At 71.4% G+C, this 15,604-nt stretch carries 13 protein-coding genes; 5 read left to right on the top strand and 8 right to left on the bottom strand.

Annotated elements, in window-relative coordinates:
• Window positions 1-205 precede the first annotated feature (205 nt).
• Window positions 206-781 carry an NAD(P)H-dependent oxidoreductase gene (locus ACGFRG_RS31910; RefSeq protein ID WP_361430895.1) on the top strand — a complete coding sequence of 192 codons (576 nt, stop codon included), beginning with the start codon at window positions 206-208 and terminating at the stop codon, window positions 779-781.
• On the opposite strand, the gene ACGFRG_RS31905 is transcribed toward ACGFRG_RS31910, so the two are convergent.
• The 5 genes from ACGFRG_RS31905 to ACGFRG_RS31885 all read right to left on the bottom strand — a co-directional run bounded on the left by ACGFRG_RS31905 (window position 747) and on the right by ACGFRG_RS31885 (window position 6,017).
• On the bottom strand, window positions 747-1,352 hold the full coding sequence (locus ACGFRG_RS31905) for a TetR/AcrR family transcriptional regulator (RefSeq protein WP_361430897.1): 606 nt from the start codon (window positions 1,350-1,352) through the stop codon (window positions 747-749). The genes ACGFRG_RS31910 and ACGFRG_RS31905 overlap by 35 nt on opposite strands.
• A 152-nt stretch (window positions 1,353-1,504) precedes the next feature.
• Window positions 1,505-2,506, bottom strand: a complete 1,002-nt coding sequence (locus tag ACGFRG_RS31900; RefSeq protein WP_361430898.1) for an ABC transporter permease — start codon at window positions 2,504-2,506, stop codon at window positions 1,505-1,507.
• On the bottom strand, window positions 2,493-3,440 hold the full coding sequence (locus tag ACGFRG_RS31895) for an ATP-binding cassette domain-containing protein (protein WP_393269545.1): 948 nt from the start codon (window positions 3,438-3,440) through the stop codon (window positions 2,493-2,495). The genes ACGFRG_RS31900 and ACGFRG_RS31895 overlap by 14 nt, the downstream gene beginning before the upstream one ends.
• Before the next feature lie 117 nt (window positions 3,441-3,557).
• Entirely contained in the window at window positions 3,558-4,808 is a 1,251-nt protein-coding gene (locus ACGFRG_RS31890) for an outer membrane lipoprotein carrier protein LolA (protein WP_393269543.1), read from the bottom strand.
• Window positions 4,809-5,054: 246 nt separating this feature from the next.
• Window positions 5,055-6,017, bottom strand: a complete 963-nt coding sequence (locus tag ACGFRG_RS31885; protein WP_393269540.1) for a CHRD domain-containing protein — start codon at window positions 6,015-6,017, stop codon at window positions 5,055-5,057.
• Window positions 6,018-6,233: 216 nt separating this feature from the next.
• Here ACGFRG_RS31885 and ACGFRG_RS31880 point away from each other — a divergent pair, with 216 nt between their 5' ends.
• Window positions 6,234-6,806, top strand: coding sequence for a hypothetical protein (locus tag ACGFRG_RS31880; protein ID WP_361430903.1), 573 nt, complete (start codon window positions 6,234-6,236; stop codon window positions 6,804-6,806).
• Between the two features lie 50 nt (window positions 6,807-6,856).
• Here the strand turns inward: ACGFRG_RS31880 and ACGFRG_RS31875 are convergent, their stop codons facing one another.
• Window positions 6,857-7,867 carry a polyprenyl synthetase family protein gene (locus ACGFRG_RS31875; RefSeq protein ID WP_361430904.1) on the bottom strand — a complete coding sequence of 337 codons (1,011 nt, stop codon included), beginning with the start codon at window positions 7,865-7,867 and terminating at the stop codon, window positions 6,857-6,859.
• 178 nt (window positions 7,868-8,045) lie between these two features.
• On the opposite strand from ACGFRG_RS31875, the gene ACGFRG_RS31870 reads away from it, so the two are divergent.
• Complete coding sequence (locus ACGFRG_RS31870) at window positions 8,046-9,557, top strand: peptide MFS transporter (RefSeq protein WP_393269535.1); 1,512 nt, start codon at window positions 8,046-8,048, stop codon at window positions 9,555-9,557.
• A gap of 33 nt (window positions 9,558-9,590) precedes the next feature.
• Window positions 9,591-11,588 (top strand): CocE/NonD family hydrolase, encoded by a 1,998-nt coding sequence (locus ACGFRG_RS31865; protein WP_393269532.1) that lies wholly within the window; start codon window positions 9,591-9,593, stop codon window positions 11,586-11,588.
• Window positions 11,589-11,672: 84 nt separating this feature from the next.
• Here the strand turns inward: ACGFRG_RS31865 and ACGFRG_RS31860 are convergent, their stop codons facing one another.
• Both ACGFRG_RS31860 and ACGFRG_RS31855 read right to left on the bottom strand, forming a co-directional pair.
• Complete coding sequence (locus tag ACGFRG_RS31860; RefSeq protein WP_393269529.1) at window positions 11,673-12,872, bottom strand: NAD(P)-binding domain-containing protein; 1,200 nt, start codon at window positions 12,870-12,872, stop codon at window positions 11,673-11,675.
• A gap of 41 nt (window positions 12,873-12,913) precedes the next feature.
• The gene (locus ACGFRG_RS31855; protein WP_361430909.1) at window positions 12,914-14,170 is read right to left on the bottom strand and encodes an ATP-grasp domain-containing protein; all 1,257 of its coding nucleotides are present in this window, start codon (window positions 14,168-14,170) and stop codon (window positions 12,914-12,916) included.
• A 181-nt stretch (window positions 14,171-14,351) separates the two neighbouring features.
• On the opposite strand from ACGFRG_RS31855, the gene fahA reads away from it, so the two are divergent.
• Window positions 14,352-15,575 (top strand): fumarylacetoacetase, encoded by a 1,224-nt coding sequence (gene fahA / locus ACGFRG_RS31850; protein WP_393269527.1) that lies wholly within the window; start codon window positions 14,352-14,354, stop codon window positions 15,573-15,575.
• Window positions 15,576-15,604 lie beyond the last annotated feature (29 nt).

Below are 15,604 nucleotides of genomic sequence, written 5' to 3'. Positions count from 1 at the left end.
GCGCGGGGAACTGCGCGACCAGCCCAAGACGGCCCGCACCCGACCGACGGCCCGCTTTTAGGGGCGCGGGGAACTGCGCGACCAACCCCCACCGGCCCGCAGACGAACCACCGACCACTCTGCCCCCCCAGAAACACATGCGTGTGCATATACTGCGCGCGCATGCTTTTCGCGTGCCTACGTTGGTGTACGGAGGGGACGAACCATGGCCCGCAACTTTCTTTTCCTGCTCGGCAGTACGCGCCCAGGGGGCAACACCGAGGCGCTGGCGCGGCTCGCCGCCGAGCAGTTGCCGGGCGATGTGGGGCAGCGGTGGCTGGACCTTTCGGCGCTGCGGCTGCCCGAGTTCACCGACCGGCGCCACGACGGCGAAGGGCTCTACGCCGACCCGACCGGGGACGCCGCCACACTCCTTGACGCGACCCTGGAGGCGACCGACCTCGTCATCGCCTCGCCCCTGTACTGGTACAGCGTGTCCACCTCGGTCAAGCACTACCTCGACCACTGGTCGGGGTGGATGCGGGTGCCGGGTCTGGAGTTCAGGCCCCGGATGGCCGGGCGGACGATGTGGGGCGTCACGGCGCTCGCCACCGAAGACCGGACCGTGGCGGACCCGCTGGTCGGGACCCTGCGTCACACCGCCGCGTACATGAGCATGAATTGGGGCGGTGTGCTGCTCGGTTCCGCCAACCGACCCGGCACCGTCGACCAGGACAGCGAGGCGACGATCCTCGCCAAGACCTTCTTCAGCTCCGAGCCGGTGCCCGCAACGCACGCATGACATGTGCGACGAGCTCGACGATCCTCGCCTCGTCGTGGAACGGCCGCTTCAGGGCATGCCGGTAGTACAGCGGGCCGTACAGCATCTCCACGGCCAGCTCCAGGTCCGCGTCCGGCGGCAGCTGCCCCTGGCGCCGGGCCGCGTCCAGCCGCTGATGGACGAGCGCGACGCGCGGACCCACCAGCTCCTCGTTGACGGCCCTGGCCAACGACTCCTCGTGCAGCAGCTCGGAGAGGATCCCGGTGTACGCCGGGCCGATCACCGGCGAGGTGAAGAGCCGCATCACGCTGGTGACATGGGCCACCATGTCCGCGTCGATGTCCCCGGTGTCCGGCAGCGGCGAGGCGCTGACCACACCCTCGACCACCGCCTCAAGCAGCACCGCGCCCTTGGTCGGCCACCATCGGTAGATCGTCTTCTTGCTCACACCGGCGCGCGCCGCGACACCCTCGACGGTGACTTTGCCGTATCCGTTTTCCGCGCAGAGTTCGAGGGCCGCGGAGAGGATCGCACGACGCGATCTCTCGCTCCGGCGCTGGGGGTTGGGGGCGGGACGCGGCGAGTCGGTCACGTGCCGAGTCTACGAGGACGGCCCGTAGCGTATTGACAGCGGAATGGTCTGCTCCAACAATGTGCCGAGGAAACGGTACGTGTCGTGTCGAGCCGCCACGGGGGTCGGCTCGCACGGCCGTTCCGTTGCCCGACGCCCCCGGGCCTCCGGGATTACGCCGTGATGTCCTTGGCCGTGAAGCGCGCCCACGCCGCCGACCCGAAGACCGCCACGTACAGCGCCTGCAACTCCAGGTTCTTCACCAGGTCGTCCCAGTAGACCGGCACCCGCAGCAGGTCCGCGAAGGACAGCCAGTAGTGCGGGAACAGATACGGGTGTATCGCGTGCAGCTGGGGTATCTGGTCCAGGATCTGCACGGTGATCAGCAGGCCCACGGTCGCCGCCATCGCCGCGATACCGCTGCCGGTGAGCGTGGAGATGAACAGGCCGAGCGCCGCCACACCGGTCAGCGACAGGGCCACCACCCCGGCGATCGCCAGCGCGCGCACCAGCCCGTCCGCGAACGATATCTGTGTGCCGGAGATCGTCGTGACCTCGCCGAGCGGGAAGAGCAGCGCGCCCACCGCCAGCGCGGAAGCGGCCACCACCAACGTCGCGAGCAGGCAGAACGCCAGCGTCGAGGCGTACTTGGCGAGCAGCAGCCTGGTCCGGCCCGCCGGGGCGACCAGCAGATAGCGCAGCGTGCCCGCGTTGGCCTCGCCCGCTACCGAGTCGCCCGCGACCACGCCGATCGCCATCGGCAGGAAGACCGGGAGGGTCGCGGCGAGCCCGGCGAAGACGAGGAAGAGCCCGTTGTTGGTGACCTGCGAGATGAACGCGGGGCCACCGTCGCCACCGCCCGGGCCCGCCGTTCCGCCGTTGCGCGTCTCGATCTTGACCGCGATGCCGATCAGGATGGGAACGGCCGCCAGCACGCCGAGCAGCGCGAGCGTACGCCACCGCCGCACCACGGTGACCAGCTCGGACCGGAACAGCCCGAGCGCCCACAGGGGGTTGGGACGCGGCAACGCCGCACCCTCGCCCCGGTCCGGGGCACCCTTGGCGGCCTCGGCCGACGCGCGCGTGGGGACGGGCGCGGGCGTGGGGACGGGTTCCGCCCCCGCGTCACCGGCCGCCTCCGCAGCCCCCGTCGCCTCGGCCTCAGCCCGCGACATCGAATCCCTCCCCCGTCAGCGCGACGAACGCGTCCTCCAGCGAGGCCCGCTCGACCCCGAAGGCCCTCACCCGTACGCCGCCGTGCACCAGCGCCGCGTTCAGCTCCGCCAACTCCACGTCTTCCGGCGGGACTTCGCCGCTCACCCGGTCGCCGTCCACGGTCACGTCTGCGATCCCGCGCTCCTTGAGCAGCCGAGCCGCGTCGGCCGGGTCCGGTGTGGTGACGGCGAGCCGTCCCCGGTTGCCCGCCGAGAGCTCGGAGACCTCGCCCTGGACCACCAGGCGGCCCTGGGTCATCACCGCCGCGTGCGTACAGACCTGCTCGATCTCGTCGAGGAGGTGCGAGGAGAGGAAGACCGTGGTGCCGTCGGCGGCCAGCTCCCGCACCAGGGAGCGGATCTCGCGCATGCCCTGCGGGTCCAGGCCGTTGGTCGGCTCGTCCAGGACGAGCAGCTTGCGGGGCTGGAGCAGCGCGGCCGCGAGCCCGAGCCGCTGCTTCATGCCCAGGGAGTACGCCCGCGCCTTCTTGCCGGACGCGGCGGCGAGCCCGACCCGCTCCAGCGCGTCGGCGACCCGGCGCGCGCGGGTGCGGGGGTCGGCCGTCGGGTCGGCCGAGTCGTACCGTACGAGGTTGTCGCGGCCGGACAGGAAGCCGTACAGCGCGGGGCCCTCGATCAGGGCGCCCACCTGCGGCAGGACCGTCCGCCCCGCGCGGGGCATGGGGCTGCCGAGGACCTTGGCGGTGCCGGAGGTCGGCTCGATGAGGCCCATCAGCATCCGGATGGTCGTCGTCTTGCCCGAGCCGTTGGGACCGAGGAAGCCGAAGACGCTGCCGGCGGGCACGGTGAGGTCGAGCCGGTCCACGGCGAGCTGGCCGCCCCGGTACCGCTTGCTGAGCCCGTGCGTCTCGATCACCGATGGTGTGTTCCCCACCCCGCCCCTTCCCGTAACCGGTGCTTCGCCCCGGACCCGGTCGACCGGTCGCGGCCGACGCGGGCACGGAGAATCCAGGGGGTTGCGAGGGGGGACCCGAGTCCCCCCTCCCGCCCACTACTTCGCGGCGTTCGCCGCGTTCACCAGCGCGTCCTTGGTGACCGCGCCCACGTACACCTTGCCGTCGTCCGTCACCAGCGCGTTGATCAGGCGGGTCTTGTAGACCGTGCCCGAGCCGAACTTGCCCGTGACCTTGTCGCCCAGCGAGTTCAGGAACTTCTGGGCCTCCGGCGAGGCACCGCCCTTGCCGCCCTTGCCGGAGTGTGCGGACGGGATGCCCTTACCTCCAGGAACGTCGAGGCGGGCGATGGAGTTCCAGCCCTTCCCGATCACGTTCAGGCCCTTGGACTCCTTGCCCTGCTCCTTGCCCTGGAGGCCGCCCGGCCCCTTGCCCGCATGCGCCTTGCCGTCGTCCTGCGTCACCTTCGCGCCCTTGGGCGGCGTGAAGTCGAAGGTCGACGCCGAGGGCTTGGAGAAGTCGACCTTGCTGAAGCCCGCGTCGATCACGGCCTTGCCGCCGCCCTCCGGGGCGAGCGTGAACTTCAGCGGCACACCGTTCTTCGCGTCCACCGCGATCCGGATCGCACCGATGGTCGAGCCGGACTGCTTCGGCTTGATCACCAGCTGGTACGCGTCCCGGCCCGCCACGTGCACCGTGCCGTCGACGGTCACCGACGTGGTGGGGTCGACCGCCTTGAGCGCCTGCTCGGCCATCGCCTTCGGCGTGGTCGGCATCGACTCGGGGGCCTTGCCCGGGTGCCCCTTCTCGGCGCCGCCGCGCAACTCCTTCTTGCCGTCGGCCGCGCGCTTCGAGTGGTACACCTGGTTCGACGCGCTGTCGTACGCCCACACGTCGGCGCCGCTGCGGACGACGCTGTACTCCGACGCCTTGTCGAGCACCGACAGCTTCTGCTTGTCCGGACCGTCGGCCGCGACCCGCAACGTGTGCGAGCCGGAGGCCAGTTCCATCAGCTTGCTGTCGGGCGAGGCGGACGAGCCGCCGCCCGGGCCGCCCTTGGGGGCGAAGGAGCCCAGGCCGCCGAACGACGGGAGCCCCAGGTCCGTGTTGATCTTCACCGTGCCGGAGAGCTGCTGCGCGTCCGACCCGGCGATCTTCTCTATGAGCTGCTGTGCGCTGATCTTCGGCAGATCGGGGTCACCTGAAGCCGCGAGCGCCGGGACCAGCCCGATGGTCGCGGCCGCCACCCCCGCCACCCCGACCGGGACCAGATAGCGCGCTGCCTTGCGGCGGCCCGCGACGAGGTCCCCGGCCTCCTCGGTGGTGTGTGCGCTGTCGTTCGGTGCCATGTGTGCCTTACCTCCGTGGTCGGCGGCGTCCGTCCGTAGTGCTGCGCTCTGTCCACTCCGCGCCGCCATTCTCACCCGAATTGGTCAGGAGTGGTGATTCCCATCTGACCAAATCGGCCGCGTGCACGCGTCAGCCCCCGGGAGCAACCTCATGTACCTCTCTGGGATGACACAGGTGCGCGACAGCTACCCGTCCCGTAGGGGTAGGGCGTCGCGTACCTGTCATAAACGTCAAGGGTGTTGAGGTCAGCGGTCGATGAAGACATAGTCCGCCCGATACGGAACCCCGACGACCGCACCCGTCGAGCACGCGCCCACCGGTGCGACGCCGCCCACCGTGTTGAGCCGCAGGACCTCGTCCGCACCCGCCAACAGGCCGTGGCGCGCGCCCGATCGCGTCGCTTTCAGGTCCAACTCGGGGATGTTCCCGTCCCCGTTGGGGGACTTGGTGAGCACCTTTCCGGTGACGGCGCTGGCGTCGGGGGCGAGCCACTGCGGGGTACCGGAGTGGGGTGCGGTGAAGGTGTGCCGGATGCCACCATCGAGCACGGCCGCGACGTCGCGCTGGGCGAACGCCGTCGTACCGTCCGCGCCCTTCTTGCACTCGTACACCTGACGCCCCCGCACCACGGACGCCTGGCGGACCCCGCCGTCGACGGCCTGGGAGAGGTCGAACGACCCGACCTCGCGCAGCTGGCCCCGGACGGCTCCGCCGGGGAACTCGGCGGTGTGGAGATTGGCGTAGAACGCACCGGGGTCGCTCTTCAGGGAGGCGAGCAGCGCCGTGTCCTTGACGGTGACCGAGCCGGCGGCACGCTGCCAGCCGCCGCCACCCCTGACGCTCCCCAACTGCTCGCTGAAGTCGACTTTCACGTCACCGTTGACGCCGCGTACACCCTGGTGGATGTGGAGCATGGTCGGCCTGCCGGTGCCGCGCCACTTCACCGCGAACGTGACGGTGGCGCCCTTGATCCGTACGAACTCCAGTGCGGCGCCGTCCGGATCGCCGACCGCCGGTTTGCCCGCCACGGGCACCTCGTTCGCGCCGCGCAGACTGGCCAGCAGATAGGTGACGCCACCGCCCTCGCGCGCGTGGCCGCCGTCGCCGCCCCGTGCGGCGGCGAATGCCGGGACGATCGCGAAGGCGATTCCGACGGCGGCCGCCACGGCGGTGGCGCCGACGAGGATGCTCCTGCGATTCCGCTTCATGGCTATTTCCCCCTGTATGCAGATGTTCACCGACTTCTGCACGGCCTTCGACCGATGCGTAGGCTTCCGGGCAGGGGTACGGCATCGATCTCACTCTGGACTCATTCCATGAGTGTGATCTGGGTCACATAACTGTCGGTATAGGTGTTCGAGTGGCACTTGGCCGGAATCCGTACACCTGAGTGAGAGCAACCGGCACCACCAAAGGGGATCGCCATGCTCACCGTCCATCGCATCGCCATAGGCGCGGCAGCGGGGACCGCCGTCCTCGCGCTCGCCGCCACGGGATGCGGCAGCAGCAACAACAACAGCAAGACCACCGAAAAGCCCTCGACGGGCACCACGGCCCCGGCGTCCCCGGCGGGCACCACCCTGAGCGCCACCAAGGTCGACAAGGTCGGCACGGTCGTCACCGACAGCAAGGGGTACGTCCTGTACCGCTTCGACATGGACTCCGCGAAGCCGTCCCGCTCGGCCTGCCTGGCCGCCTGCGCCGCGATCTGGCCACCGGCCCCGGCCCCCGCCACCGACGCGCTGAGCGTCAAGGGCATCGACAAGGCCCTGGTCGGCACCCTGACCCGCCCCGACGGCAGCAAGCAGCTCACGCTCGCCGGCTGGCCGATCTACCGCTACTCCAAGGACGACGAGCCTCGGGAGGCGTACGGGCAGGGAGCGGGTGGTACCTGGTTCGCGATCACCCCGACCGGGGCGAAGGCCACGGCCGACACAGGTGGTGGCACCACGTCGGGCGGCACCAACTCCACCCCATCGAGTGGATCCGGCTACTAGTCATGTGAGCCCGCGCCCCTCAATTGGGGCGCGGCTGAAGGGGCGCGCCCCTAACCCGCCCTGTGCACCACCGCGTCGCACAGCTCCTCCAGGGCCGACTTCGCGTAGCCCTCGGGGAGCGGGGCGAGGGTGGCGCGGGCCTCTTGCGCGTAGCGGACGGTGTCGCGGCGGGCCTGTTCGAGGGCGGGGTGGACCCGCAGGCGGCGCAGGGCCTCCGCGTGCCGGGCGTCGTCCGCCAGGTCGCCGTCGAGCAGCGCGACCAGCTCCAGGTCCTCCGGGCGGCCGTACTGGGCGGCCTGCGCCCGCAGGTGCAGCACCGGCAGGGTCGGGATGCCCTCGCGCAGGTCCGTGCCAGGGGTCTTGCCGGACTCGTGCGAGTCGCTGGCGATGTCCAGGACGTCGTCGGCCAGCTGGAACGCGGTGCCGAGCCGTTCGCCGTACTGCGTCAGGATGTCGACGACCGTCTCGTCCGCGCCGGACATCATCGCGCCGAACCGGCCCGAGACGGCCACCAGCGAACCGGTCTTGCCGGCCAGCACGTCGAGGTAGTGGTCGACCGGGTCGCGGCCGTCGCGCGGGCCCGCGGTCTCCAGGATCTGGCCGGTGACCAGCCGTTCGAACGCCTCGGCCTGGATGCGTACCGCCTCCGGGCCCAGGTCGGCCAGGATGTGCGAGGCGCGGGCGAACAGGAAGTCACCCGTGAGGACCGCGACGGAGTTGTCCCAGCGGACGTTGGCGCTGGCCACCCCGCGCCGCACCTCGGCCTCGTCCATCACGTCGTCGTGGTACAGCGTCGCCAGATGCGTCAGCTCCACCACCACCGCCGAGGGCACGACACCCGGCGCGTAGGGGTCGCCGAACTGCGCGGCGAGCATCACGAGCAGCGGCCGGAACCGTTTGCCACCCGCCCGCACGAGGTGCTGCGCGGCTTCCGTGATGAAGGGGACCTCGCTCTTGGTGGCATCGAGCAGGCCCGCCTCGACTGCCGCCAATCCGGTCTGGACATCGGCTTCAAGAGCCTGGTCCCGCACGCTCAGCCCGAACGGCCCGACGACGGTCACGAGGGGTACTCCTGTCTGCTGACGATCACACGGATTGTCGATGTGTCGCTGTCTTCACTCAAGTCAGCGTATCCGGTCGCTGTTCGATCACCGTGGGCGCCTTCCCGTCACCCCACGCGCACAGTCCGATGGACCCCGGTATGTTCGTGATCGGCTTATACGATCAGGAGTGGACCTTTTGTCCGAGACGACGACCGACACCGTGCCGGAGCCCGGAGCCGAGCAGCCGCCGCCCCAGGACGACCATGCCTTCCTGGGCCACCCGAAGGGACTGCTCACCCTCTCCGGCCTTGAGGTGTGGGAACGTTTCTCCTTCCTCGGCATGCAGGCGATCCTGGTCCTCTACTTCGCCGACACGGTCGCGCACGGCGGCATGGGCATGGACGCGGCCACCGCCGCCTCGGTCTCGGCGGCGTACGGAACGCTCGTCTATCTGGTCTCGGTCGCGGGCGGCTGGCTCGCCGACCGCATCCTCGGCTCGTACCGCGCGGTCCTGTACGGCGGCGTCCTGATCGCCTGCGGCCACTACACGATGGCCGTCCCCACCCCGGCGATGACCTGGGTGGGCCTCGGTCTCATCAGCGCGGGCACCGGGCTGCTCAAGCCCAATGTGGCCTCGATGGTCGGCAAGCTCTACCGCACCGACGACGAGCGCCGCGACGCCGGTTTCGCGCTCTACTACATGGGGATCAACATCGGCGCCTTCGCCGGCCCGCTGATCACCGGCTGGCTCGGCGACCACCAGGGCTGGCACTGGGGCTTCTCGGCGGCGGCGGTCGGGATGACGTTCGGCCTCGCCCAGTACGTCGCCGGGCGGCGCCATCTGGCCGGGCGCAAGCACGCCGCCGAGTACGCGCTGCCGCCCGAGGGCATGCGCCGGGCCGTGCGCCTGATGGCGGTCGGGGCGGTCGTGGCCGGGCTGCTCGCCACCGCGCTGTCGCTGGCCGGGTGGCTGACGATGGGCCGGTTCGTCGACGTGCTGACCGTCATCTCGGTGATCGCGCCCGCCGTCTACTTCACGGTGATGTTCCGCAGCCCCCGGGTGAACGCCGAGGAGCGCGCCAGGCTGCGGCCCTACCTCGTGCTCTTCGCGGCCTCGGTCGTCTTCAACTTCATCCTCTTCCAGGCGTACTCGACGATGATGCTGCTCGCGTCGTCCAGCGCGCGCACCGAGATCCTCGGCTTCCACTTCCCGGCGAGCTGGTACGCCTCGGCGCTCGGCGCGTTCGAGGTGGCGCTCGCGCCGGTGGTCGCGGCGGTCTGGTCCCGGCTCGGACCGCGTCAGCCGCACGCCTCCAACAAGATCGCCTTCGGCGTGGTCCTGGGCGGGCTCTCCTTTCTGCTGATGGTCGTGCCGACGGCCGGGCACGGCTCCGACTCGTACAAGATGGCGGCCTGGTGGATCGTCGGCTCCTATCTGCTGCTCGGGCTCGGTGACGTGCTCCTGGAGACCTCCGGCATGTCCGCGACCACCAAGCTCGCGCCCCGGGCCTTCGCGAGCCAGACGATGTCGCTCTGGTTCCTCTCCCTCGCACTCGCCAACGGCATCCAGGCACAGACCGTGAAGGTGTACGGAAAGGTCTCCAACGCGGCCTACTTCGGGGTCAACGGCGCGATCGCGGTGGCCGCCGGCCTCGCGGTGATCGCGGCCGCGCCCTGGCTCAGACGCACCATGCACCCCGTCCACTGACGTCCCCGCACCCCTTGACCGAGGTGTTCCGCCATGCACATCCGCACTGAATTCCCGTACGAGACCCGGCGCGAGGACATCCGTATCCCGCTCCCGGACGGGACGCGGCTGTACGCGCGCGTCTGGCGGCCCGAGACGGACGAGCCCGTCCCGGCGCTGCTCGAATACCTTCCCTACCGGCTCACCGACTGGACCGCGCCGCGCGACTGGCAGCGCCATCCCTGGTACGCGGGGCACGGCTACGCCTCCGTACGCGTCGATGTGCGCGGGCACGGCAACAGCGAGGGCCTGCCGGGTGACGAGTACGACGCGCGGGAGCTGGCGGACGGCGTCGCGGTCGTCGAGTGGCTGGCCCGCCAGCCGTGGTGCGACGGCGGCGTGGGCATGTTCGGGATCTCCTGGGGCGGCTTCAACTCCCTTCAGATCGCGGCCCTCGCGCCCGAGCCGCTCAAGGCGGTCGTCACGGTCTGCTCATCGGACGACCGCTATGACAACGACGTGCACTACATGGGAAGTTCCGTCCTCGCGGTGGACATGCACGCCTGGGCGGCGACGATGCTCGCGTTCACCGCGCGCCCGCCGGATCCGGCGTACGTGGGAGAGGAGTGGCGGGCGATGTGGTTGCGGCGCCTGGAGAGCGTCCAGCCGTACATCCACACCTGGCTCGCGCACCAGACCCGCGACGAGTACTGGAAACACGGCAGTGTCTGCGAGGACTACGGGGCGATCGGCGCGGCGGTGCTCGCCGTCGGCGGCTGGCACGACCCGTACCGGGACACGGTGCTGCGCCTGGTGGAGCACCTGCCGCCGGAGCGCGTACGCGGCCTGATCGGACCCTGGTCGCACCAGTACCCGGACCGGGGTCTTCCGCCCGGCCCGGCGATCGGCTTCCTCCAGGAGACCCTGCGGTGGTGGGACCACTGGCTCAAGGGCGAGGACACCGGGGTGATGTCCGAGCCGCTGCTGCGCTCCTGGATCACCGACTCGCACCGGCCCGCGACCAGCTACGACGAGCTGCCCGGCCGCTGGGTCGGCGACCCGGCGTGGCCGTCACCGCATGTCACGCCCGTGTCGTACGCGTTCGGCGGCGCCCCCGTCCGGGTCGACTCGCCGCAGCACACCGGCCTGGACGCGGGCCGCTTCTTCCCGTTCGGCAACGACGCCGACCTGCCGCCCGACCAGCGCGCCGAGGACGCCCATTCGGCGGCGTTCGACTTCGCGGTGCCGGACGACGGGCCGCCGCTGGAGATCCTGGGGCGGCCCGAGGTGACTCTGCGGCTGCGCATGGACGTCCCGTTCGGGCAGGCGGTCGCCCGGCTCTGCGATGTGGCGCCGGACGGTTCGTCCACGCTGGTCACGCGGGGCGCGCTCAATCTGTCCGCGCGCGAGGGGCGCGACCGCGTGGACGCGTGGCCGCTGGGCGCCACCCAGGACGTGACGTTTCTGCTCAACGGCATCGGCCACTCCTTCCCGCCCGGCCACCGCGTCCGCCTCGCCGTCTCCTCGGCGTACTGGCCGTGGATCTGGCCGCAGGCGGACTCGGTCGGCTTCACCGTCGACCCGCAGGGCAGCTCGCTGCGACTCCCGCTGCGGGAGCGGACGGCGGACGCCATCACGTTCGGGCCGCCGGAGCAGTCGGCGCCGCTGGGCGTGGTCTCGCCCGCGCCGCTCGACGAGCCGCGCCCCGAGCGCCTGGTGATCCGCGATGTGGCCAAGGGCGAGTGGCGCCTGGAGGTGGACCCGCGCTACGGCGGTACCCGGGTCTACCCCGACGGCCTCGAATTCACCGAGGACGCCCTGGAGACGTACACGATCGGGGAGGGCGACCCGCAGTCCGCGCGGACCCGCTCGGACTGGACGATCCGGCTGCACCGGCCCGAGCTCGGCTGGGACGTCACGATCACCACGCGCTCCGAGATCCGCTGTGACGCGGCGGACTTCCTCACCTCGGACGAGGTGGTGTGCCGCGACGGCGGGGAGGTCGTGTTCCACCGGACCTGGGAGAAGAAGATTCCGCGCACGGCGGGGTGAGGCGCGAAGGCCCGGCGCGCACGTCGTCGCGAAGTCCGGCCGCACGCGCCCCGGTTCGCGCCGCCCCTCGTCAATTGCCCGTCGTCAGTTCCCCGCCGCCACCGACGCCGCCAGCCTCGGCGACGCGTACCGCGTACCGCACACGAACCGCATCACCGGGCCGAACGACGAGGCCGCCGGAAGGCCCGTGAAATAGAGACCCGGGACCGTGGACCGGTAGCCCGCGTCCAGGACCGGCGCCCCGCGCGAGGTGGTGAGCTGGGTGCGCAGGCCCGGGCCGAGGTAGTCGAGCGCGGCCACGTCCATGCGGTAGCCGGTCGCGGCCATCACATGGTCGGCGGCGAGTTCGCGCTGCGCCCCGGTGCCGCCGCTCAGGGTCAGCACCGGGCGGCCGGACTCGACGCGCGCGCGGACCACCCGGCGGCCGTCGGTGACCGCCACCCGGCCCGTGAACCGGTCGCGCAGCCACCACGCGCCCAGCGGGCCGAGCACCTTGCGCACCAGGTAGTGGCGGGTGGGCGCGGGCAGATGACGGAAGTGGGTGGCGTGGTACGAGAGGGCGTACAGCGACCAGGCCCGGCCGAACGGCGAGTCGGGGCTGAGCCGGGGCTGCTGGTCGGGGGCCGCGCCGAAGCGGACCGCCCCGGCCCGCCGCGCCACGATCCGTACGCTCGCGCCCGCCTCCGCCATCAGCACCGCGTTCTCCAGCGCCGACTGGCCCGCCCCCACGACCAGCACCTCGCGGCCCGCGAACCGCGAGAGGTCGGCGTGCTGGGAGGCGTGCGAGATCGGGCCGGTGGCGGACGGGCCGTCGGGGACGGCGGCCGCGAGCTCCCGGGGCATCCGGGCCAGGCCCGCGAGCCCGGTCGCGACCACCACCGCGCGCGCCTCGAACGCCTCGCCCGAGTCCAGCTTCAGCTCGAAGTGGCCATCCCGGGCGCGGTCCACGGAGACCACCCGCACCTCCTCCAGATCGGGCAGCAGCCGCTGGGCGAACCACTGCCCGTACGCCGCGAAGTCCGCCCCGGAGATGAGGTCCCAGTCGGACTCGTACCGCCGAACGCCCGTATCCGCGCAGAAGTCGACCAGGTCATGGCCCGGTTGGGGCGCGTCGATGCTGGAGGCGGACGGCGTCGACTTCAGCACCATGCCCGCGGGCATGTGCGCCCGCCAGCTCACCATCGGCGAGCCGAAGACGCGGACGGGGATGCCGCGCCCGCGCAGATGCGCGGCGGTGGACAGACCGAAGGGTCCCGCCCCGATGACAGCTACCGGACGAATCATTGAAGTCCCTCCCCAGGGTGTTGCTTCGGTGCCATCTCCAGTCAGCGCGCCCGGGCGGTGGCGTGGCGCGAGCTGCGCCACAGCTGGTAGAGATGCTCGGCCCCCGGGCGTACGAAGCGGGCGAGCATCGTGAAGAAGGGCCTGGGGTCGTCCCGCGCGAGCCAGGCGAGTTCCGTCCCGGCGGGGCGCGCGGGTGCGTGCGGGGTGGTGTAGCCGCTGCGGCGATACGCGATGAGCGCGGGCAGGTCGATGTTCTCGACGACATAGCGCCGCCCGGAGCGCTGCTCGCCCTCGGGGACCGTGCGGCCGGTCAGATGCAGATGCTGCGCCCGTACGACGTCGACGCCCGACTCGCTCTCGAAGAGGCGGAACTGGGCGCCCATCCTCGGATTGAAGTCCAGGAGCTTGTACTGGCCGTCGCGCCGGTCGAAGCGCAGATCGAGGTCGGCGATCCCGCTGAAGCCGATCCGCTTCACGAACTGCTCGGCGAGGAGCGCGAGTTCGGGGTTGTCGACGACGTACGCGGTGGCGGTCATCCCGGCGTGCGGCGGCCAGGAGCGCACCTTGACCCCGGTGAACATCGCGAGCGGCGCCGCGTTCTCGTCGAAGTAGGCGTGGACGATCCAGTCCTCGGCCTGCTCGCGCGGCAGATACTCCTGGAGGATCACGCCCGGCCGCTCGCCCCAGCGGCGCGCGAGCGCCAGCAGATGCGCGGCGTTCTCGACCCGGGTGGTGCCGCGCACGGCGGGCCGCTCGCGCCGCACGAACGCCTCGCGGTTCTTGGCGACCACCGGGAAGCGGGCGTGCCGCGCGAAGTCCTCGACGTCGTCGTACGTGTCGGGAAAGGCGGCCGCGGGCGAGGGCACCCCGTGCTCCACGCACAGCTCGTGCAGGCCCTGCTTGCTGGCGAGCCTGCGGGGCAACTCCGGGGACACGGCCGGGAACAGGAAGCTGTCGGCGAGCTCTTTCTGATGCTCGGCGATCAGCACCGCCGCCTCTTCGTCGGTCGGCACGAGCACGGCCGGCCGGCCGATCCGGCGGCCGATCCGCAGCAGCCCTTCGACCAGCGCGTCCGGGTCCTCGCGGCCGGTGGTGGGCCAGGCGAAGGCCCGCCGCAGATAGCGGGAGTGGGCCGCCGGGGTCCAGCGGTCCTCGGTGATCGCGTACATCGGCACGCCGAGCCTGCCGAGACTGCGAATGGCTCCGACACCGCCGTGGTGCAGCGGATAGTTCCCGATCTTCACGATCAGTGCGGGCACGGTCCGGTCGGCCGTGAACAGCGCATTACTGCTCGCCACCTGTCCCCCCTCGGGACGCGCGGCCCCCTCGCCGCGTTTGTGTCCCGGCAAGGAAGGTAAGGGGGAATCGCTCCTTCCGGACGCGGAGTTTCCGGACATTACGAACTCTTTAGACACTGCCTACGCAACCATCGCCGACGTAACGTGTCCTCCACACCCGTGGAAAGCGAGGCAGGCACAGATGTCCGAGCAGAGCCCGCTCGACCTGGTCGAAGGCGACCCCTTCGGCCCGCACAACCTTCCGTACGGCGTCTTCTCCACCCTCGACGCGCCCGACCACCGCCGGGTCGGCGTCCGCCTCGGCGACCACGTCCTGGACGCGGGGGCCGCCGCGCACGCGCTCGGCTCCCCGTACGCGGCGCTGCTCGCCCAGCCGACGCTCAATCTGCTGCTGGCGGCCGGGCGCACGGCCTGGCGCGATGTGCGGCGGGCGCTCACCGCGTGGGTGACGGTCCCGGCCCATCGGCCCGACATAGAGCCCCTGCTGCACCCGCTGGACACGGTCACCCTGCACCTGCCGTACGAGGTCTCCGACTACGTGGACTTCTACGCGAGCGAGCACCACGCCACCAACGTGGGCCGCATCTTCCGTCCGGACGGGGACGCGCTCACCCCCAACTGGAAGCATCTGCCCATCGGTTACCACGGCCGGTCGGGCACGATCGTGGTCTCCGGGACCGACGTCGTGCGTCCGCACGGCCAGCGCAAGGCGCCGAGCGACCCCGCGCCGGTCTTCGGGCCGTCGGTGAAGCTGGACATCGAGGCCGAGGTAGGCTTCGTGGTCGGCACCCCGTCCGAGCTCGGCCGGCCGGTGGAGCTCGGCGCCTTCGACGACCACGTCTTCGGCCTCTTCCTGCTGAACGACTGGTCGGCGCGGGACATCCAAGCGTGGGAGTACGTGCCGCTGGGCCCGTTCCTGGGCAAGTCGTTCGCCACCTCCGTATCGGCGTGGGTCACCCCGCTGGAGGCCCTGTCGGCGGCCCGGGTGGCGCCGCCGGCGCGTGACTTCCCGCTCCTGCCCTACCTCGACGACGCGGACGCCGAGGTGCCGGGCGGCTTCGACATCCGCATCGCCGTCGCGATCAACGGGCAGCTGGTGGCCGAGCCGCCGTTCGCGGGCATGTACTGGACCGCCGCCCAGCAACTCGCCCACATGACGGTGAACGGGGCGTCGCTGCGCACAGGCGACGTGTTCGGCTCGGGCACGGTCAGCGGCCCCGAGCGCGACCAGCGCGGCTCGCTGCTCGAACTCACCTGGAACGGTACGGAGCCGGTGGAACTGGCCGACGGCAAGCGCGCGTTCCTGGAGGACGGCGACGTCGTCACGATGACGGCGTGGGCACCGGGCGCGGACGGGGTGCGCGTGGGCCTCGGAGAGGTGACGGGCCGCATCGTGCAGGCCTAGCCGCATCGCCCAGGCTCAAGAGCCGCACG

Origin of the sequence: Streptomyces sp. NPDC048696 (assembly GCF_043198895.1) — a bacterium.
In the GTDB taxonomy this organism is placed as follows: Bacteria; Actinomycetota; Actinomycetes; order Streptomycetales; family Streptomycetaceae; genus Streptomyces.
Note: the sequence above shows the minus strand (reverse complement) of the source record. Positions and strands in the feature narration are given on the sequence as shown.

Coding starts and splice junctions, on each gene's coding strand:
- ACGFRG_RS31910 (WP_361430895.1), top strand. CDS start 206: ATGGCCCGCAACTTTCTTTTCCTGCTCGGCAGTACGCGCCCAGGGGGC.
- fahA (WP_393269527.1), top strand. CDS start 14,352: ATGTCCGAGCAGAGCCCGCTCGACCTGGTCGAAGGCGACCCCTTCGGC.
- ACGFRG_RS31860 (WP_393269529.1), bottom strand. CDS start 12,872: ATGATTCGTCCGGTAGCTGTCATCGGGGCGGGACCCTTCGGTCTGTCC.
- ACGFRG_RS31890 (WP_393269543.1), bottom strand. CDS start 4,808: ATGGCACCGAACGACAGCGCACACACCACCGAGGAGGCCGGGGACCTC.
- ACGFRG_RS31865 (WP_393269532.1), top strand. CDS start 9,591: ATGCACATCCGCACTGAATTCCCGTACGAGACCCGGCGCGAGGACATC.
- ACGFRG_RS31900 (WP_361430898.1), bottom strand. CDS start 2,506: ATGTCGCGGGCTGAGGCCGAGGCGACGGGGGCTGCGGAGGCGGCCGGT.
- ACGFRG_RS31885 (WP_393269540.1), bottom strand. CDS start 6,017: ATGAAGCGGAATCGCAGGAGCATCCTCGTCGGCGCCACCGCCGTGGCG.
- ACGFRG_RS31880 (WP_361430903.1), top strand. CDS start 6,234: ATGCTCACCGTCCATCGCATCGCCATAGGCGCGGCAGCGGGGACCGCC.